Origin of the sequence: Sporosarcina jiandibaonis (genome assembly GCF_013184495.1) — a bacterium.
Taxonomy (GTDB): Bacteria; Bacillota; Bacilli; order Bacillales_A; family Planococcaceae; genus Sporosarcina; species Sporosarcina jiandibaonis.
The window spans coordinates 68,709-87,118 of record NZ_JAAOIY010000002.1; the positions used below are offsets into that span (position 1 = coordinate 68,709).

Here is an 18,410-nt window from a genome sequence, read left to right on the forward strand (position 1 = left end):
GCTTTTTTCCTATCATCTAAACCGCCCTTTTGTACTAACTTTCTAACTACTTGTTTATCGTAAAAAATGTAGGGAAAGGAAAGTCAGAGGTTCAGTAGTTATAAAATACATAAAACAAAGGGGAGATTTGACAAGATGACGAAATTGAAATCATTATTTCTATTACTAATTGCTTCAGTCTTGCTTTTATCAGCATGCGGGGAAGAGAAAAAAGCTGAAAATAACGGAGCCAGCAAAGAACCCGGAGAAAACTATAAACTAGTGAAAAAAGGCAGTTTAACATTTGCGGCGAGCGGATTGTATAAGCCATTTAACTTTGAAGAAGGCGGAGAACTCACTGGGTTTGATATTGAAATCGGGACGGCTATCGCAGAAAAACTCGGTCTTGAACCAAATCCCGTTACGAATCCATTTGAGACGATTTTACAAGGACTCGTTGAAGAGAAATATGATGCCATCATCGGTTCAATGGCGTACACGAAAAAACGTGCAGAACAGGCAAGCTTCACCGAGCCTTACTACTACTCTGGCGGCATGATATTTGTTTCAAAAGATAACACGGAAATTAAATCGGCCGATGATCTTAAAGGGAAGAAAATTGGCGTTGTTGCGCAATCGACTTACGAAGAGCCGGCCAAAACGCTCTCTGATGACCTTCAGTATTACAGCAGTGACGTCGTCGCACTGAAAGACTTAACGATTAAAGGGCGACTAGATGCAGTCATTACAGCGGATATCGTTGGGTTTCAAGCGATTGACAATGGATTTGATGTAAAAGAAGTGGGCAAGCCGCTTTGGGTTGAACAACCTTCCATTGCCGTGAAAAAAGACAATGATGAATTAAGAGAAGCTATTGATAAAGCGCTCCAAGAGATGATTGACGACGGAACTTATGATGAGATTTCGCAAAAATGGTTCAAACGAAACTTGCTAGACCTCGATCTGGAAGGCGTTGAATTATTAGAGTGAACACTCCAATTTACTTGTTGAAGAAAGAGGTCATTGCCGGTGCCTGATATATTTATAACTTTGTATGATGTATTTATGCGAACATATGAAGGTTTTCTAAAAGCAGCACTCATAACAATAGAATTAACAGCAATCGCTGTCGTGATAGGTACCGCATTCGGTATTGTCTTTGCTCTAATGAAAATCTCGAGATCTAAAATCCTGCAAACAATCGCTAACTTGTATATTACGTTAATTCGCGGAACGCCATTGATCGTACAGATAATGTTTCTATATTACGGTATTACGTCGATCATCGTTCTGTCGAATTTTTGGGCAGGTGCGATTGCGCTAGGTGTTCATAACGGCGCATATATTGCTGAAATATTCAGAGGAGCTATCCAGGGAATCGACCGCGGACAACGTGAAGCGAGTCTTGCGCTAGGCATGAACCGCTCGCAGACCATGCGCCGAATCATTTTCCCGCAAGCCTTGCGCAGAGCGATTCCGCCATTAGGCAACCAGTTCATCATCACGCTAAAAGATTCATCGCTCGTGTATGTCATCGGTGTTTCTGAATTATTTGGACTAGCTAACCGGGAATCGGCATCATCATTCCAACCATTTGAAACGTTTCTAGTTGTTGGATTTTACTACCTCGTATTAGTGCTGATTTTTTCTGCACTATTAAAATGGTACGAAAATAAATTAGATGTTGATAAAGCATGAGGAGGAGTTTTGATGCTTAAAGGGGTAAACATTCACAAATCCTTTGGTGATTTAGAAGTCTTAAAAGGAATCGACATTGATGTCAATGCCGGAGAAGTCATTGTTCTTGTCGGCGTCAGCGGTTCAGGAAAAAGCACGCTCCTCCGTTGTTTGAATTTCCTCGAAATAATAAATGAAGGTGAAATCTCAATCGATGATCGGAAAGTCGACCGGAAGAAAGACGACCTGTCAAATGTTCGGGCGGAAGTAGGCATGGTGTTCCAGCATTTCAATCTTTTCCCTCATAAGACGGTGCTCGAAAATATTATAGAAGCGCCGATTATTGTGAAAAAGATGAATAAGGAAGAGGCCATAAAAGAAGCATTATTGATTCTTGAAGAGGTTGATTTGGCTGACAAAGCCCATGTGTACCCAAATAAATTATCGGGCGGGCAAAAACAACGTGTGGCAATCGCAAGAGCCCTCGCGATGAAACCGAAAGCCTTGTTATTTGATGAACCGACATCAGCGCTCGACCCCGAACTTGTCGGGGAAGTGCTTCAAGTGATGAAAAAGTTGGCGAATGACGGAATGACAATGGTTGTCGTCACCCATGAAATGAAATTCGCGAAAGAAGTAGCTGACCGCATCATCATGCTAGATGAAGGTCGCATCATAGAAAATGCAACCCCCGAGCAATTTTTCAATCACTCAACAAACGAACGCACACGACAATTTTTGGAAATGGTTGATGTGTAAAATAAAAAGCTGTTCAACGTCAGTAGAGATGTTGAACAGCTTTTTTATGCTGTTTTGTAAATGTATATCTGAATAGATCGAATGTTCATGCTATAATATTATTATATTTGGGGGGGGGGAGGCCTATTATGAAAGTCTTTGTGGAACATGTTGACCCGTTTCTGATGCAGTTAGTTATCATTCCTTTTATTGTTATTGGATTAGGGGTTTTATTGTCCGTCATCACTAAAAAAGTATTTGTTGGATCGATTGTGACGCTACTTCTTAATCTCTTATATGAAGTATGGCACTTTAAACAATATTATCCTGATTTAGAACTTCAAGTGTCTTCTTGGAACATCATTTTTCCTGTAATCTCATTAATTATTTCTTGGTTGGCAGTTGGATTAAAAAAAGAAAAAATACAAAATTGAACTTCTAATTAAAAGAAATGCAGTTCCCACCCGGGAATCTTCCGGGGTTGGAACTGCTTTCTTTATCGTTTCGGTTCATAATTCATCATTTTAAACATTTCATCCAGTTCGTCTTTCGTTAAATCGCGCCATTTTCCATTCGGTAAATTACCAAGATGGATGTTTAAGATTCGTGTGCGCTGCAGGCTTTTCACTGTGAAACCGAGTGCGGAACACATGCGGCGGATTTGGCGATTTAATCCTTGTGTGAGCGTGATGTTGAATTTGCGAGGCCCGAGTTGTTTCACTTTGCACGGTTTTGTCGTTGTCCCGAGAATATCGACGCCAGACTCCATTTTTTGCACAAACTCTTTCGTAATCGGTTTGTCGACCGTGACGATATATTCTTTTTCATGACCATGCTCTTCGCGCAGTATTTCATTCACAATATCGCCGTCGTTTGTGAGTAGCAAGAGTCCATTCGAGTCTTTATCAAGTCTGCCGATATGAAATATGCGCAGTGGATGATTGACGAAATCGACGACATTGCCTTCAATATGGCGTTCTGTCGTGCTTGTGATGCCGACGGGTTTATTCAGCGCGATATAGACGAGTTGTTCTTCGGTTTTTACTGGTTTTCCGTCTACGCGGACGTCGTCGCCTTCATTTACTCGGCTGCCAAGTTCGGCAGGTTGTCCGTTAATCGTGATACGCCCGTCTTCGATCCACTTATCGGCGCCACGTCTTGAGACAATTCCGGCTGAGCTTAAATATTTATTAATTCTCATTGAAGTCATCCTGTCTGTTGGTGTGTATTACTCTTTATATCCAGTGTAAATGACGAATCGTTGGATATCAATTAATGGACTAGCGGCGGGGTTATTCCCATATTGAATTAATTTCCGGAAAAGTGGTTGACAATTCTGATTTCATGTATTATGCTTGTAAGAACTTTTTTGTTTCAAAGACGGGCAGGAGGTACCGAGAGCGGTGCCGCCCACGGAACAGATGAGCTGAGATGAGAAGAGCATAGCTGAGAAATTGTTGAATAAGAAGAGTAGCACGGGTGAGCGTTTGGCAGAGAATCAGTGGGTGGTGGAAACTGATACGCGGCCTTTGTGAATGGACTTATGAGAGTCCTCTTGGAGAATTTTTCCAAGGGGGACGTCTATCCCGCGTTATGGGATGTGCTTTCGTTTTATAAAAGCGCGCCAAGAGGAAGTAGAAATACTTCAACTAGAGGTGGCAACGCGGTTAAACCGTCCTCTGCAATCGGACTAATCTGTCCTTTTGCAGGGGGCTTTTTTTATTTCAATGAAAAACGAGGAGTGATGAGATGACAATGAAAACAAAAAGCTTACGGACGACGATAAAGAAACTGAATGGCGATTCGCTCACGCCGATTTTAATCTTCAGGCGACTGCAAGGGAAGCAGAAGTTTTTACTAGAAAGTTCATCCATTCAGAAAGGCTCTGGACGATATTCGTTTATAGGAATGAACCCGGTGAAAGCGTACCGGGGCCAAGATGGTCAAATCGAGGAGTTGGATTATACAAACGGGCGGGCTTACAAGCATGAAGGCGACTTATATAAATTATTAAAGAGACTGATGCCGCGAATTACGGATGATGTGAATTATCCATTCACAGGCGGCGCGGTTGGGTATGTCGGTTACGGAGCTGCACGAAATGGCAAAGTGCGTGGAGCAGACGACTTAGAAATGCCGGATGTCTACTTCAATATTTACGATACCGTCATTATTTACGACCACAAATTTCATGAAGTGACTTTGTTGCATACAGAAATCAACCCGGTGTACGGCGAGCCGAATTTAGAGGCGTTGGAAGATATGATTTTAAATGGCGTTACTGAAAAGGAAGCGGCTGTAAGCATGTCTCCTTATCGATGCGGAATTACGCAACAACAATTCGAAGAACAAGTGCGCGAAGCAATTTCCTTTATTGAAAAAGGTGTGGCCGAGCAAATCGTGATATCGCGCAGGTTGGAAGCGGATATTCAAGGCGACTCATTCGCGCTTTATCGCAAATTGCGGAAAAGCAATCCGTCTCCCTATATGTATTACATGGAATTCGAGGATCATACCGTTATCGGAACGTCTCCCGAGAGTCTTGTGAAAGTAACAGGAGACACGGTGATGGTTAATCCGATAGCTGGAACGCGGCGGCGCGGTAAAGATCAAGCAGAAGATCTCGCGCTAGAAGAGGAATTGCGGAAAGACCCGAAAGAACTTGCAGAGCACGATATGCTTGTTGAATTAAGTAAAAAAGAAATGAATGAGATGTGCATTCCAGAAACCGTCCGCGTGTCGAACTATATGGAAACGGTCCGCTATGAACATGTGATACACCTCGTTTCAGAAATTGAAGGAACATTGTCTCACGGGTTGCATGCGCTTGACGCACTTAAAGCGAGTTCACCGGCTGGCACGGTGACAGGTTCACCCAAATCAGTGGCGATGGATATTATTGACCAGTTGGAAGAACAGCATCGCGGCATATACGGCGGCGCGATTGGTTATATCGGCTTGAACGGCAATATCGACTTTGCATTAACGATTCGCACGATGTTGATAAAAGGTGAAAAAGCCTATGTTCAAGCGGGTGCCGGCATTGTGCAGGCATCCAACCCGACAGATGAATACTTGGAAACTGTGAATAAAGCAAAATCATTACTAGAGGTTATTCAAGGATGATTGAAAATTGAGACGGGGAGAGATGAGCATGGAAAAGCATTTGAAACTAGTTGAGCAGAATCAGCATTTGCCATATGAAGAAATGAAAGAGGCGGCACAGTTATTATTTGATGAAAATACGCCGAAAGAGGACATCAAGAAGTTCTTGGTCGCATTATCGGCAAAAGGGGAAACGGCTCATGAAGTGGCTGCTCTCGCATCCGTCATGCGATCATTTGCGATTGATTTGAACGTAGAAAAGGGTTCTTATATGGATAATTGCGGGACGGGCGGCGACGGTGTCAACAGCTTTAATATCAGCACGACAGCGGCTTTCGTTTTAGCGGGTGCTGGCGCATCGGTCGCGAAACACGGAAATCGGAAAATTTCGAGCGCCGCTGGCAGTCAAGACGTGCTCGATGCACTCGGGATTCATACGAATTTCAGCCCGGAAGAAATGGGGGAGTTGCTTCGACGAGAAGGGGTTTCCTTTCTGTTCGCTCCGAATGTGCATCCGAGAATGAAGCGAATTGGGGAAGTGCGCAGTGAAATTGGAAAAGCGACGATATTCAATCTCGTCGGACCGTTAACTAACCCGCTTCAATTGCACACGCAGTTTACAGGAATAAGTCGACCCGATTTCATCATGGAATATGCATCCGTTCTTCAAATGCTAGGGCGCGAACGGGCGATTGTCGTATCGGGTGCTGGCGGGATGGATGAAGCTTCGCTGGCAGGCCAAAACGCATTTGTATTGCTAGATCAAGGAGATTTAATTCCATTTTCGCTTACGCCGGATGATGTTGGTTTGCAAGCGGCAGATTTATCAGCAATCCGCGGAGGAACACCAGTCGAAAATGCAGAAATCACTCGTTCTGTTCTTGGCGGGGAACGCGGTCCGCGTTTCGACACCGTTGTTTTTAATGCAGGAATAGGCTTGTTTGCGAACGGGCAAGCGGGAACGATACAAGAAGGCGTTAAACTGGCGACGGATAGTATTTTATCGGGCCGCGCATTAGAAAAGTTGGAAGCAGTGATTGCGTTCAGTGAAAAGATCGGTCAGAAGGAGGAGCTGGTCATATGACGATATTAGACAAGATTCTACGGGAGAAACGAATTGAAGTGGAAGCTTTGCTCGCCGAGGAAATGATCGCGGTTAAAAGTGGGAAAACCCGCCCTTCTTTATTCGAAAAATTGCACAAAGCTGAAAAGTTGCAAGTCATTGCGGAGATGAAGCGGGCGTCGCCTTCCAAGGGGTTAATTGCAGAAGGCGCGGATCCTGTTACGCAAGCTGAAAATTATAGCGAAGCCGGCGTCGCATGCATTTCAGTATTGACAGATGCACCTTTTTTCCAAGGGTCATTTGGTGATTTGGAAGCTGTTGCGGCTGCTGTTTCAACGCCGCTCTTATGCAAGGATTTTATCATTCATAAAGTGCAAATCGATAAAGCGAGAAGTGCGGGGGCGTCTGTTATATTGCTGATCGTTTCAGCCTTGGAGACTAAAGAGCTTGCAGAACTTTATTCGTATGCAACGGGGTCAGGGCTTGAAGTACTCGTCGAAGTGCATGACGTCGAAGAACTGAAATCAGCGCTGGAAATCGATGCAAAATTAATTGGCGTGAATAACCGTGATCTTAGAACGTTTGAAGTGGATCTTGCGAGGACGGAGGAAGTGGCGGCGCATTTCCCGTTTGACGAAGAACGGGTGTTGATCAGCGAGAGTGGTTTAGTCGGGCGAGATGACGCGGTTCGGGTTGCAGAAGCCGGCGCGAACGGGGTGCTCGTCGGTGAATCCTTGATGCGAAGCGGTTCCGTTATTGAAGCAATTGAAGCATTGCAAGTTCCGCTCGGGAGGGCTGTCCGATGACGAAGGTGAAAATATGCGGGCTAATGGAACGTGAACATGTGAACGCCGCGGTAGATGCCGGTGCGGATGCGATTGGTTTTGTTTTTGCGCCAAGCAGTCGGAGAGTAACCGTTGAACAGGCACAAGAACTGGCAAGAGAAATACCGGATAATGTGCTTAAAATCGGTGTTTTTGTCAATGAAACACAGGAGGAAATTACACGTATTTTCAAGGCGGTTCCCCTTGATTACGTGCAATTTCATGGGGATGAAGATGCAGATTTTATTAGAAAAATGCAGTTGCCTTCGATTAAAGCGTTATCCGTGAAAAGTACCGATAATGTAAAAGAGGCATCAGAATACGAGACGAATTATTACTTATTTGATGCGCCGGGCACGGTTTATAAAGGCGGGAGCGGGGTCACGTTCGATTGGGAGTTGCTAAAAGCTGCAGAAATTCCCGCTGAGAAAATAATTCTTGCGGGCGGATTAAACATCGGCAATGTAAAAGAGGCTGTTCAGAGAGTTCGTCCTTTTATGGTGGATGTATCAAGTGGCGTAGAACGAGGTAAACGAAAAGATAAAGGATTAATACAGGAATTTATACAGGCAGTTAAAGAAGGAGTGCGATTCTGATGGTTAAAGAGCAAACAAGGTCTGGACGATACGGGAAATTCGGCGGGCAATACGTGCCAGAGACGTTAATGACCGCATTGATTGAATTGGAGAAGGCTTATGACTTGGCAATCGAAAATCCGGAGTTTCTGGCCGAAGTCGCTTATTATTTAAAAGATTTTGTCGGGCGCGAAACGCCGCTCTATTTTGCGGAAAGACTCACGAAACATGCGGGCGGCGCGAAGATTTATTTGAAACGGGAGGATTTGAACCATACGGGTGCTCATAAGATCAACAACACTGTCGGCCAAGCCCTACTTGCAGTGCGCATGGGGAAGAAGAAAATTGTCGCAGAGACGGGTGCAGGTCAGCACGGCGTTGCAACGGCAACTGTCTGCGCGTTGTTCGGACTTGAGTGCACGATTTTCATGGGCAAAGAAGACATTCGCCGACAGGAATTGAACGTTTTCCGGATGGAGCTGCTCGGTGCCACTGTAAAATCCGTTGATAAAGGCGCGGGCACGTTGAAAGATGCGGTCAATGAAGCGCTTCGCTATTGGGTGACGAATGTCGAAGATACGCATTATATTTTAGGTTCTGCATTGGGTCCGCATCCGTTTCCTGAAATTGTCCGCGACTTCCAACGGGTGATTGGCGATGAAACGAAAGCGCAAATTTTGGAGAAAGAAGGGCGATTGCCTGATGCGGTGGTCGCTTGCGTAGGGGGCGGAAGCAACTCGATTGGCATGTTTTATCCGTTTGTCGAAGATGAAAATGTGAAATTATTCGGTGTCGAGGCGGCAGGCAGCGGAATTGCGACCGGTCTTCATTCGGCAGCGGTTGCCGGTGGAAAAGAAGGCGTATTGCACGGTGCCTATATGTATGTGTTGCAAGATGAGGATGGGTTGATACAAGAAGCGCATTCGATTTCGGCGGGTTTGGATTATCCCGCGATTGGCCCCGAACATTGTCATTTACATGAAAGCGGTCGGGCTGCGTATACATCGATAACAGATGAAGGCGCACTTGAAGCGCTTCAGTTGCTGTCGCAAACGGAAGGGATTATTCCGGCGTTAGAAAGTTCTCATGCTGTGCAATATGCGGTGGAACTTGCTGCGGACATGAGTAAAGAAGAAATTATTGTCGTCTGTTTATCAGGACGCGGCGATAAAGACGTAGAAACTGTAAAGGCGGCACTTGGAGGGGATAAGTCATGACGAAAAAGCAAATAACAGAGGCGATTCAAGCATGCAACAGACGTGGGGATAAAGCGTTTGTTCCTTATATCATGGCGGGCGATGGCGGTATTGAAAAATTGAGAGAAACGATTTTATTTCTCCAGAAAATCGGAGTGACTGCAATCGAGCTCGGTATCCCGTTTTCCGATCCTGTGGCAGATGGCCCAATCATTCAGGAAGCCGGTGAACGTGCGCTTGCGAAAGGGGTTACGCTTCGTCTAGTCGTAGAAACGGTGGCTTCTTTCAAAGATGAAGTGAAGGTGCCGATTATCTTAATGACGTATTTGAACCCGATTATTCAGTACGGCATCGAGGAATTTGCAGACGACTGTCGAAACAGCGGAATTAGCGGGTTGATTATCCCGGATTTGCCTTACGAAGAAGTAGATTTGGTTCGCGATGCGTTGACGAATGCGGATATTGCACTCATCCCGCTTGTCTCGTTGACGAGTCCGCCTGAGCGGATCGAAAAAATAACGGCTGCGGGCGAAGGCTTCATTTATGCCGTGACCGTGAATGGGATAACGGGCGTTCGGGATGGGTTTGAAGGGCAACTGGAAGAACATCTGCAAAAGTTGAAAGCTGTCAGTTCTGTTCCTGTTCTTGCGGGTTTTGGAATATCGACAACGGAACAAGTCGAGTTGATCGGAAGTTTTGCAGATGGCGTAATTGTCGGAAGTGCAATCGTAACCGCTCTTCACGACGGAGATTTGAAAACTGTCGAAAAACTCGTTAACGCATCGAAAAATAAAATTCCTACCATATAATAGCGCTTTCACATGCTAAAGAATAACAGTGAATATTTAATTCATTTGTAAATTATTGAAACCTTTCCCGAGTCAATTCGTACAGATATAGTAAGGGGTGGGTAATTTGGATACGAATGCGATTAGGCGAGACGTTGAAATGACGTATGAAAAAGTAAAGTCATTGGCTGGTTGGACAGTCGATCGAAATGTTGTGTTGACAATTACTTCGTACTACGTCACTTCGGAGCGTGAGTTTGATGCGGAGAGCTTGAGCCGCTCAATGGATGCGATAAAACAAAAAGCGGGTTGGTTCTCGCCTTTGCGAGGAAATCTCTTGCCAATGATGGCTGCATTTCTCGATCAACCTGGCGTTAACATCGAAGAAGAAGTTATTCGCTTATTCGAAAAACAACGCATACTACGGACTTTCGGTTTTCGGAATACAATCCATTCCTATTTAGCGGCACTCTTTATGACAAACGATAAAGAATCCTATGACACTGAAGCCCGGCTTGCAAAAGCTCTATTTGCCGAAATGAAAAAACATCATTTCTTTTTAACGTCTGATGATGATTATACGTATGCTGTTTTGTTGGCGAAAAGAGGATTCAATCCAGTAACGCAAGCAAAATCGATGCGTATGTACTATGATGCGCTTCGCAAGGAAAAGTTCCGCGCGGGCAATGAACTACAATGGTTATCGCAAGTAATGACTTATTTGAACGAAGATTTCAACCCTTCGCTAATTACGAAAGCAACAGAAATTCACCATTACTTTGCAGGGGAAACGAAAGTACGGCCGATTCACTATCCGCTCATTGGATTTCTGACAATATTTAACGTGTCAAATCACGAACTGCGAAAAATTGTCGAGTTAACATTTGCGCTTGAAGAATCAAGTCCGCTGAAATGGAAAAAAGATATGGCGCTTTCTCTGGGTATTGGTTATGTAATTCATGAATTGGTAGGTAATGCAGAAGAAGCGATTATGAGTCTAGCGACGTCCGTAGAACTTCTGATTCAAGCCCAACAGGCAGTGATGGCGGTGACAATAGCGGCGATGGCGGCTTCCTCCACAGCAAACTCATCAAATTCTTAGTTTATGGAGAATTAGTTCTACATAAGCGTTTTGCTGCTTGTGACATTGGTATGCTAAGTTGAAATTTTTTAAATAATTCCTTGAATTTCTTAGAGTATAAGGTCCTGCTATTTTACAGCAGGGCTTCTTTTTCTTGCGAAAAAATAAGGAAAAATAAATTATTTCTAAATAAAGTTTTTTTGCATTTATAAAAAACTTCTTAGAAATGTACTTAAATCAGCATTTGTAACTCTACTGTCATAAAAAAAATTATTGTAACACTATGAATTTAAAAAAAACGCAGTTGTAAACTTCTATTTTCTGTAGTATATTAGTGCAAGAAGTTAGAAATCTGAAAATTAGATATTTGCTTGAACTAGTTTAAGTTAGGAGGAATTTTTCTTGGGAAACACTGTATTGGAAATTGAAAATCTCCGCACGTCGTTTAGCATCAAGGGAAAATACTACGCTGCGGTAGATGATGTTTCCTTGAAAATCCACGAGAATGAAGTGCTCGCCATCGTAGGAGAATCAGGTTGTGGGAAAAGTGCTTTAGCCCTATCTATCATAGGACTTCATGATGCTAGAGTTACAAAACTTGAAGGTCAGGTTAACTTTAAGGGGCAAAATCTTCTTAACTTATCACGTGCCAGACTTAATAAAATTCGCGGAAAAGATATGGGAATGATATTCCAAGATCCGATGACGGCGCTAAACCCGCTTTCAACGATTGGGTCGCAAATCACGGAGCCGATGAAATATCACCTTAAGTTGTCGCAGGCGGACATGAAAAAGCGCACTCTGGAACTACTTCGCAGAGTAGGCATAAAGAATGAAAATCGTGTCTATTCGCAATATCCGCATGAATTATCGGGTGGAATGAGACAGCGTGTTGTTATTGCGGTTGCGCTTGCATGCGATCCAATTCTATTAATTGCCGATGAACCGACAACTGCTCTGGACGTTACAATCCAAGCACAAATTATGGACTTGATGAAGGAATTACAAGCCCAGATGAAATCGGGAATAGTTCTAATTACTCATGACCTCGGCGTCGTTGCAGAAATGGCCGATCGAGTCGCTGTTATGTATGCAGGGCAAATTGTGGAACTTGCGGGAGTAAATGAAATGTTTAAGAATCCATTACATCCTTATACCCGTTCTTTACTCAGTTCTATCCCGTCGAATATGCCAGACAAAGGAAGACTTCATGTAATTCAAGGTATTGTTCCGTCACTGCAAAACCTAGACCGAGAAGGTTGTCGCTTTGCCCCGAGAATTCCTTGGATTCCACAGGAGGATCATGAGAAAGATCCTGTTTTACACGAAGTAGAACCAGGGCATTTTGTACGATGCACTTGCTACAAAAACTTCCATCTTCAAACGGAAGAGTCAGGAGTAGAAAAACATGTCTTTACTAAAAGTTAATGATTTAAAAGTTCATTTCCCGATTCGCGGCGGATTCTTCCAACGTGTAGTCGATCATGTTCGTGCTGCAGACGGGGTCAGTTTTGAAATACAACCAGGCGAAACATACGGTCTTGTTGGAGAGTCGGGTTGCGGAAAAACAACAACTGGTCGTGCAGTTATCGGGCTGAATAAAGTAACATCAGGAGAAATTCTATTCGAAGGAAAAGATTTAGCAAAACTTCGAGGAAAAGAAAAACGTCTTCACACTCGCGATATCCAAATGATTTTCCAAGACCCTTATTCTTCGCTGAATGTTAGAAAAAGGGTGCTTGATATAGTTGCAGAGCCTCTTCGTAATTTCGAACGTCTATCACCAGACGAAGAGAAAAAGAGAGTTCAAGCGTTAATTGAACGAGTCGGGCTCAATCCCGAATCTATCTATCGTTATCCTCACCAATTTTCAGGCGGGCAACGTCAACGTATAGGAATAGCTCGCGCATTAACTTTAAATCCGAAACTAATCGTTGCAGATGAACCGGTTTCAGCACTTGATGTATCGGTTCAGGCGCAAGTTTTAAACTTTATGCAAGACATTCAAAAAGAATTTAACCTGTCGTATTTATTTATTAGTCATGATCTTGGCGTCATTCAACATTTATGCGACCGGATCGGGATTATGTACCGCGGTAGATTAGTAGAAGAAGGACTAGCGGATGAGATTTATAGTAACCCGAAACACCTTTACACAAAGCGTCTAATCTCTGCTATCCCGGAAATGGACCCAGCGTTACGACTTGAAAAGACGCATTTGCGCCAAGCGATTGATGATGAATATCGCACAGGATACGATAATTACTTCGACAAGGATGGGCGAATATTCGATCTTAAGAAAATATCAGACACCCATTCTGTTGCATTGCCTTAAAGGGGGATTATGAGAATATGTTAACTTTTATACTACGCAGAATATTAGTCATGATCCCACAACTGTTATTGCTGAGCGTCATCATTTTTCTTCTTGCAAAAGCAATGCCGGGCGATGCGTTGACCGGAGCGTTTCAAGGAAATCCCGAGGCAAACGCGGAACATATGGAAGAACTTAGGGAGAAGTTAGGTTTTAATGACCCGTGGTACGAACAATATGGTCGTTGGGTAACGAATTTTGTTCAAGGCGATATGGGAATGTCTTACGTTCATAAACAAAAAGTAACATCCTTGTTAGGGAATAGGCTTAGCAATACCGTGCTGTTATCGCTAACGACCATGATTACCATCTACCTCATCGCGATTCCTTTAGGAATTATTGCAGGGCGTTGGAATAATTCATGGGCTGATAAAGCTATTGTTACATACAACTATTTTTCAATAGCGACGCCAGTATTTATCTTTGCATTAATCATGCTTTTCATTTTCGGTTTCTATTTTAGTTGGTTCCCTACCGGGCGAAGTGTTGATATAACAATTCAGAATGGAACTTGGGACTATTTTGTCAGTAAAGCGAATCACCTCGTGTTACCGACATTATCCGGGGCGATCATTGGAACCGCGGGTACGATTCAATACTTGAGAAACGATATTATCGACACGAAGTTAAAGGATTTTGTGAAAACAGCGCGTGCAAAAGGTGTGCCTGAAGGCAGAGTATACACTCGCCATATTTTACGAAACTCCCTCTTGCCGATTGCGGCTTTCATGGGGTACGAAATTACATTACTTATCTCGGGGTCAGTGTTCATTGAATCAATATTTAGTTATCCCGGACTCGGACAACTCTTCATTCAATCGATTCAAACACGGGACTTTACAGTTGTATCAGCACTCGTTATGATTTCCGGCGCTGCAGTTATTATTGGAACGATGTTATCGGACATCATTTTGAGTATTGTTGATCCGCGAATCCGCATTGATTGATGAAAATTTGAGTGAACGGAGGGTAACAAAATGAAAACAGAAATACCAGTCGATGCGGAAGAAGCAGCAGTTTTAAAAGCGCAGTCAGAACATGTAAGCTTCGGAAAAACGATTTGGCGTGAAATTAAGGGCGATAAAATGGCGATGATTGCGCTTATCATTTTATCAATTATTTTACTAATAGCTTATATAACCCCATTTTTCATCGACCAAGTACAAGCGGCTCGAACAAACTTCATGCAAATATATGAAAAACCTTCAAAAGAATTTTGGCTCGGCACGGACCGCGGGGGACGCGATATATTTGTCCAACTAGTCATCGGTGCACGAAACTCCATCACGATTGGGGTAGCAATTACATTGATCGCTGGATTTCTCGGATTAATGATAGGTTTAATCTCCGGTTATTTTGGCGGCAAGGTAGATTTTGTAATTATGCGTATGCTCGACTTTTTGATGGTCCTGCCAACATTGATGCTTATTATCGTTTTCGTTGTAATTGTTCCAAAATTCAACGTTTGGTCATTTATCGGGATTATGAGTATTCTACTTTGGTTTGGCAAGGCAAGGCTTATTCGTTCTAGAGCGCTTGCTGAAAGGGAGCTTGACTATGTCAATGCTTCGAAGACGTTAGGGACTCCAAACTGGAAAATCATGCTATTCGAAGTTTTTCCTAACTTGAGCTCTCTCGTCATAGTTAATATGACACTTACTTTAGCCGGAAACATCGGGATTGAAACGGGTCTGACGTTCCTCGGGTTTGGTTTGCCAGAAAGCACGCCCTCACTCGGAACATTGATCGCTTACGCGCAACACCCGGATGTCATGGAAAATAAGTGGTGGGTATGGTTACCTGCGTCATTGCTGATTTTAGTAGTGATGTTGTGTATAAATTATATCGGTCAAGCGATTAAACGCGCGTCCGATGCAAGACAAAGGTTGACGTAAGTTGACCAATCAAACAGGGGAGGTAATACAATTGGGAAAAAGGCAACTAATGCTTCTTATCAGTCTTATGCTAGCACTCAGCGTATTTTTAGCTGCATGTTCAGGTAAAGATGATAAAGGGGATGCAGACAAGAAAGACCCAGGCAAGGATGAAGGGAAAACAGAAGAAACAGAAGGCGAAGATGCGGCTGAAGAAGAAGAACTTGACTTCCCGCTAGACGTATCTAACACCGGAGAAACAATCGAAGATGGAACTTTGAACTATGCATTAGTATCAAATACGCCATTTGAAGGAACGCTTAACCCTGTATTCTACTCAGGCAGACCGGATGCTGAAGTAATGCAGTTCTTTGATGAAGAGCTATTAGCAACTGACGGCGACTACCTCATTACTAACGAGGGAGCAGCAAAATACGAAGTTTCAAACGAAAACAAAACAATAGCAATTACAATTGGCGATAACGTAAATTGGCATGACGGAGAGCCAGTTAAAGCGTCCGACCTTCTATACGCATACGAACTTCTAGGTCACCCAGATTACAAAGGTGACCGTTACACGTATACAATTTACAACGTTGAAGGTATGGAAGCGTACCATAAAGGCGAGGCAAAAGAAATTTCAGGTATTGAGATTTCTGAAGATGACAAAACAATTACGATTAACTACTTAGAAGCGTCACCATCATTAATGTCAGGTATTTGGACATATCCTGTTCCACGTCACTATCTTGGCGACGTTACAAAAGGTGAGGTTACAATTGATGAGATCGTTGAATCTGAAAAGATCCGTACTACTCCAATTGGATTCGGACCTTATAAAGTTGAAAAAGTCGTACCAGGCGAATCCGTACAATATGTAAGAAACGAAGATTACTGGAGAGGAAAACCAGCTGCAGAATCTGTTGTTTTAAAAGTAGTGAACACTTCTTCCATTCTTAAGGAACTGGAAGCAGGAAGTATTGACATCGCAGAAGTTCCGGCGGACCAGTATTTGAATGCAAAAGAGCTTACAAACGTTGACTTGCTTGCAAAAATTGACCTTGCTTACACATATATCGGGTTCAAACTCGGTAAATGGGACGAGAAAAAGAAAGAAAACATTACAGATCCAGATGCTAAACTTGCTGATAAGCGCGTACGTCAAGCAATGTGGCATGCTATGGACAACGAAGTAATCGGTGAGAAAATGTACCACGGTCTTCGTTTCCCAGCAACAACACTAATCATTCCAGTATTCGCAAGCTTCCATGACGCTGATAACCCAGGTCGTGCTTATGATCCTGAAAAAGCAAAAGCATTGCTTGACGAAGCAGGATTTAAAGATACTAACGGCGACGGAATCCGTGAAGACGCTGACGGTAATGAATTCGTTCTTAACTTCGCTTCCATGGAAGGTGGAGAAGTTGCAGAGCCGATTGCACAACACTACATTCAAAACTGGGCAGATGTAGGGATTAAAGTTCAACTTACAGATGGCCGTCTACACGAATTCAACTCTTTCTACGATATGGTAGAATCGGATGATCCAAAAGTTGATATTTTCCAAGGTGCTTGGGGAACTGGTTCTGACCCGGATCCTGAAGGTCTATACGGTAGAACAGCTTCATATAACTACTCACGATACACAAGCGAAGAAAACGATAGACTTCTTAAAGAAGGTACATCAGAGAAAGCATTTGACTTTGAATACCGTAAAGGAATCTACGATGAGTGGCAAGAACTAATGGTTGAAGACGTTCCGGTTGCACCAACTGTATACCGTTACGCGACAACTTTAGTTAACAAACGTGTTGCGAACTACTCAATTGACCAATCTTCAGACAATTACTACCCATGGAAATGGGGCGTAACACAAAAAGACCCAGTTAAATAATTAACAATCTAAAACCGCTATCCGGGCAACTGGGTAGCGGTTTTTTGAATTGCGCATAGGTTATGATAGATTAAAGATAGATGAGTTATATTAGTCTAAGTAGAAGGGAAGGTTTTTAATATGAGAATACGTCCAGAAAGATTACAGAAGGGCGATACAATTGGTATTGTTTCACCATCAAGTCCGCCAAACCCAGAAAACCTGGAGCGTTCGTTGGAATTTCTTGAGGGGTTAGGGTTGAAGTGGAAATTTGGCAAACACGCGCGGAAAATTAATGGGTATCTTGCGGGAACCGACAAAGAACGATTAGAAGATTTGCATGACATGTTTAAAGACCCTGTAGTTAAAGGCATAATTTGTTCAAGCGGCGGTTACGGGGCAGCTCGTTTTACCGATCAACTTGATTTGCAGTTAATGAAAGAAAACCCGAAGATTTTTTGGGGATTCAGCGACATCACATTTCTTCATACGGCTATGGGACTCTATTCGAATCTTGTAACTTTCCATGGACCGATGCTCGGACCAAACGTAGGAACTGATGATTTTCACGAAATGTCGGGGAAAATGTTTCAGCAATTATTTGAACCAATGGAGCTTCATTATACGAATGCAATTTCTGAATTAAGCGCTATTACTTCCGGTGCCGTAGAAGGAGAACTGGTTGGCGGGAATTTGTCGTTGCTTGCCCGTGGAATCGGGACCAAGTTTGAGATTGATACGAGAGGCAAATTACTGTTGTTGGAAGACATCGGCGAAGAACCCGCGCGCGTTGACGGTTTGCTTAATCAGCTACGGATGAGCGGAAAGCTAGCGGATGCAGCGGGGATTGTCCTTGGCGATTTTTCGAAAACAGAAACGAAAAAACAATGGACATTGACATTAGATGAAGTGTTCGATCACTATTTCAGTCAATTCTACAAGCCGGTAGTCAAAGGCTTTAAAATCGGCCACTGCGAACCTCATTTTGCAGTTCCGCTCGGTGTCGATGCAAGGCTAGATGCAGATAATCTCACGCTGACAATTTTACCGGGGGTTCAATGACAATCTGAGTAGACACGAAATGATCGGAATAATCGTGAACAATTCGAACACTTCAATAACTATAGTGTGTCATTGTTGAATATGTCATTTCTATCTATTACAATTGATAAATGAATGATGCCCCCTCTCGTTGTAAGATTCATTCAATTGCTTGCCCAATTCTTCACAACAAAATCTTTGTCCCATGCATGTCCATGCAAC

Annotated in this window: 18 protein-coding genes and 1 other annotated feature; of the genes, 17 read left to right on the forward strand and 1 reads right to left on the reverse strand. The window is 43.3% G+C overall.

Features of this window, described 5'->3' with window-relative positions:
• Window positions 1-135: 135 nt before the first annotated feature.
• The 4 genes from G8782_RS07400 (at window position 136) to G8782_RS07415 (ending at window position 2,828) form a co-directional block, all read left to right on the forward strand.
• Window positions 136-969 (forward strand): transporter substrate-binding domain-containing protein, encoded by an 834-nt coding sequence (locus G8782_RS07400; RefSeq protein ID WP_172370319.1) that lies wholly within the window; start codon window positions 136-138, stop codon window positions 967-969.
• 75 nt (window positions 970-1,044) lie between these two features.
• Window positions 1,045-1,677: an amino acid ABC transporter permease gene (locus G8782_RS07405; RefSeq protein WP_172370734.1), complete on the forward strand. Its 633-nt coding sequence runs from the start codon at window positions 1,045-1,047 to the stop codon at window positions 1,675-1,677.
• A 12-nt stretch (window positions 1,678-1,689) separates the two neighbouring features.
• Complete coding sequence (locus G8782_RS07410; protein ID WP_172370320.1) at window positions 1,690-2,415, forward strand: amino acid ABC transporter ATP-binding protein; 726 nt, start codon at window positions 1,690-1,692, stop codon at window positions 2,413-2,415.
• 128 nt (window positions 2,416-2,543) lie between these two features.
• Complete coding sequence (locus G8782_RS07415; protein ID WP_172370321.1) at window positions 2,544-2,828, forward strand: hypothetical protein; 285 nt, start codon at window positions 2,544-2,546, stop codon at window positions 2,826-2,828.
• A gap of 62 nt (window positions 2,829-2,890) precedes the next feature.
• On the opposite strand, the gene rluF is transcribed toward G8782_RS07415, so the two are convergent.
• Window positions 2,891-3,595, reverse strand: a complete 705-nt coding sequence (gene rluF, locus G8782_RS07420) for a 23S rRNA pseudouridine(2604) synthase RluF (RefSeq protein ID WP_172370322.1) — start codon at window positions 3,593-3,595, stop codon at window positions 2,891-2,893.
• Window positions 3,596-3,842: 247 nt separating this feature from the next.
• Window positions 3,843-4,077, forward strand: a binding site (T-box leader).
• Window positions 4,078-4,143: 66 nt separating this feature from the next.
• Here rluF and G8782_RS07425 point away from each other — a divergent pair.
• The 13 genes from G8782_RS07425 to G8782_RS07485 all read left to right on the forward strand — a co-directional run bounded on the left by G8782_RS07425 (window position 4,144) and on the right by G8782_RS07485 (window position 18,209).
• Window positions 4,144-5,520: a chorismate-binding protein gene (locus G8782_RS07425; RefSeq protein ID WP_246231607.1), complete on the forward strand. Its 1,377-nt coding sequence runs from the start codon at window positions 4,144-4,146 to the stop codon at window positions 5,518-5,520.
• Between the two features lie 22 nt (window positions 5,521-5,542).
• A complete protein-coding gene (gene trpD / locus G8782_RS07430; RefSeq protein ID WP_425505483.1) occupies window positions 5,543-6,583 on the forward strand; it encodes an anthranilate phosphoribosyltransferase in 1,041 nt (346 codons plus the stop codon).
• Complete coding sequence (gene trpC / locus G8782_RS07435) at window positions 6,580-7,368, forward strand: indole-3-glycerol phosphate synthase TrpC (protein WP_172370324.1); 789 nt, start codon at window positions 6,580-6,582, stop codon at window positions 7,366-7,368. The genes trpD and trpC overlap by 4 nt, the downstream gene beginning before the upstream one ends.
• A complete protein-coding gene (locus G8782_RS07440) occupies window positions 7,365-7,982 on the forward strand; it encodes a phosphoribosylanthranilate isomerase (protein ID WP_172370325.1) in 618 nt (205 codons plus the stop codon). The genes trpC and G8782_RS07440 overlap by 4 nt, the downstream gene beginning before the upstream one ends.
• Window positions 7,982-9,178 (forward strand): tryptophan synthase subunit beta, encoded by a 1,197-nt coding sequence (gene trpB / locus G8782_RS07445; RefSeq protein ID WP_172370326.1) that lies wholly within the window; start codon window positions 7,982-7,984, stop codon window positions 9,176-9,178. Before G8782_RS07440 ends, trpB begins: the two co-directional genes overlap by 1 nt.
• A complete protein-coding gene (gene trpA / locus G8782_RS07450) occupies window positions 9,175-9,966 on the forward strand; it encodes a tryptophan synthase subunit alpha (RefSeq protein ID WP_172370327.1) in 792 nt (263 codons plus the stop codon). The genes trpB and trpA overlap by 4 nt, the downstream gene beginning before the upstream one ends.
• A gap of 106 nt (window positions 9,967-10,072) precedes the next feature.
• Window positions 10,073-11,047, forward strand: coding sequence for a DUF4003 family protein (locus G8782_RS07455; protein WP_172370328.1), 975 nt, complete (start codon window positions 10,073-10,075; stop codon window positions 11,045-11,047).
• A 381-nt stretch (window positions 11,048-11,428) separates the two neighbouring features.
• Window positions 11,429-12,454, forward strand: coding sequence for an ABC transporter ATP-binding protein (locus G8782_RS07460; protein ID WP_172370329.1), 1,026 nt, complete (start codon window positions 11,429-11,431; stop codon window positions 12,452-12,454).
• Window positions 12,435-13,361 (forward strand): ABC transporter ATP-binding protein, encoded by a 927-nt coding sequence (locus tag G8782_RS07465; protein ID WP_172370330.1) that lies wholly within the window; start codon window positions 12,435-12,437, stop codon window positions 13,359-13,361. The genes G8782_RS07460 and G8782_RS07465 overlap by 20 nt, the downstream gene beginning before the upstream one ends.
• Before the next feature lie 17 nt (window positions 13,362-13,378).
• Window positions 13,379-14,347 (forward strand): oligopeptide ABC transporter permease, encoded by a 969-nt coding sequence (opp4B, locus tag G8782_RS07470; protein ID WP_172370331.1) that lies wholly within the window; start codon window positions 13,379-13,381, stop codon window positions 14,345-14,347.
• Window positions 14,348-14,377: 30 nt separating this feature from the next.
• A complete protein-coding gene (locus G8782_RS07475; RefSeq protein ID WP_172370332.1) occupies window positions 14,378-15,295 on the forward strand; it encodes an ABC transporter permease in 918 nt (305 codons plus the stop codon).
• Window positions 15,296-15,344: 49 nt separating this feature from the next.
• Window positions 15,345-17,168, forward strand: a complete 1,824-nt coding sequence (gene opp4A / locus G8782_RS07480; RefSeq protein WP_172370736.1) for an oligopeptide ABC transporter substrate-binding protein — start codon at window positions 15,345-15,347, stop codon at window positions 17,166-17,168.
• Between the two features lie 120 nt (window positions 17,169-17,288).
• A complete protein-coding gene (locus G8782_RS07485) occupies window positions 17,289-18,209 on the forward strand; it encodes a S66 peptidase family protein (protein WP_172370333.1) in 921 nt (306 codons plus the stop codon).
• Window positions 18,210-18,410: the final 201 nt, after the last annotated feature.

Coding starts and splice junctions, on each gene's coding strand:
- G8782_RS07405 (WP_172370734.1), top strand. CDS start 1,045: ATGCGAACATATGAAGGTTTTCTAAAAGCAGCACTCATAACAATAGAA.
- G8782_RS07440 (WP_172370325.1), top strand. CDS start 7,365: ATGACGAAGGTGAAAATATGCGGGCTAATGGAACGTGAACATGTGAAC.
- G8782_RS07485 (WP_172370333.1), top strand. CDS start 17,289: ATGAGAATACGTCCAGAAAGATTACAGAAGGGCGATACAATTGGTATT.
- G8782_RS07425 (WP_246231607.1), top strand. CDS start 4,144: ATGACAATGAAAACAAAAAGCTTACGGACGACGATAAAGAAACTGAAT.
- trpD (WP_425505483.1), top strand. CDS start 5,543: ATGAGCATGGAAAAGCATTTGAAACTAGTTGAGCAGAATCAGCATTTG.
- rluF (WP_172370322.1), bottom strand. CDS start 3,595: ATGAGAATTAATAAATATTTAAGCTCAGCCGGAATTGTCTCAAGACGT.
- G8782_RS07475 (WP_172370332.1), top strand. CDS start 14,378: ATGAAAACAGAAATACCAGTCGATGCGGAAGAAGCAGCAGTTTTAAAA.
- G8782_RS07410 (WP_172370320.1), top strand. CDS start 1,690: ATGCTTAAAGGGGTAAACATTCACAAATCCTTTGGTGATTTAGAAGTC.
- G8782_RS07415 (WP_172370321.1), top strand. CDS start 2,544: ATGAAAGTCTTTGTGGAACATGTTGACCCGTTTCTGATGCAGTTAGTT.
- trpA (WP_172370327.1), top strand. CDS start 9,175: ATGACGAAAAAGCAAATAACAGAGGCGATTCAAGCATGCAACAGACGT.
- opp4B (WP_172370331.1), top strand. CDS start 13,379: ATGTTAACTTTTATACTACGCAGAATATTAGTCATGATCCCACAACTG.
- opp4A (WP_172370736.1), top strand. CDS start 15,345: ATGCTTCTTATCAGTCTTATGCTAGCACTCAGCGTATTTTTAGCTGCA.
- trpC (WP_172370324.1), top strand. CDS start 6,580: ATGACGATATTAGACAAGATTCTACGGGAGAAACGAATTGAAGTGGAA.
- G8782_RS07400 (WP_172370319.1), top strand. CDS start 136: ATGACGAAATTGAAATCATTATTTCTATTACTAATTGCTTCAGTCTTG.
- G8782_RS07465 (WP_172370330.1), top strand. CDS start 12,435: ATGTCTTTACTAAAAGTTAATGATTTAAAAGTTCATTTCCCGATTCGC.
- trpB (WP_172370326.1), top strand. CDS start 7,982: ATGGTTAAAGAGCAAACAAGGTCTGGACGATACGGGAAATTCGGCGGG.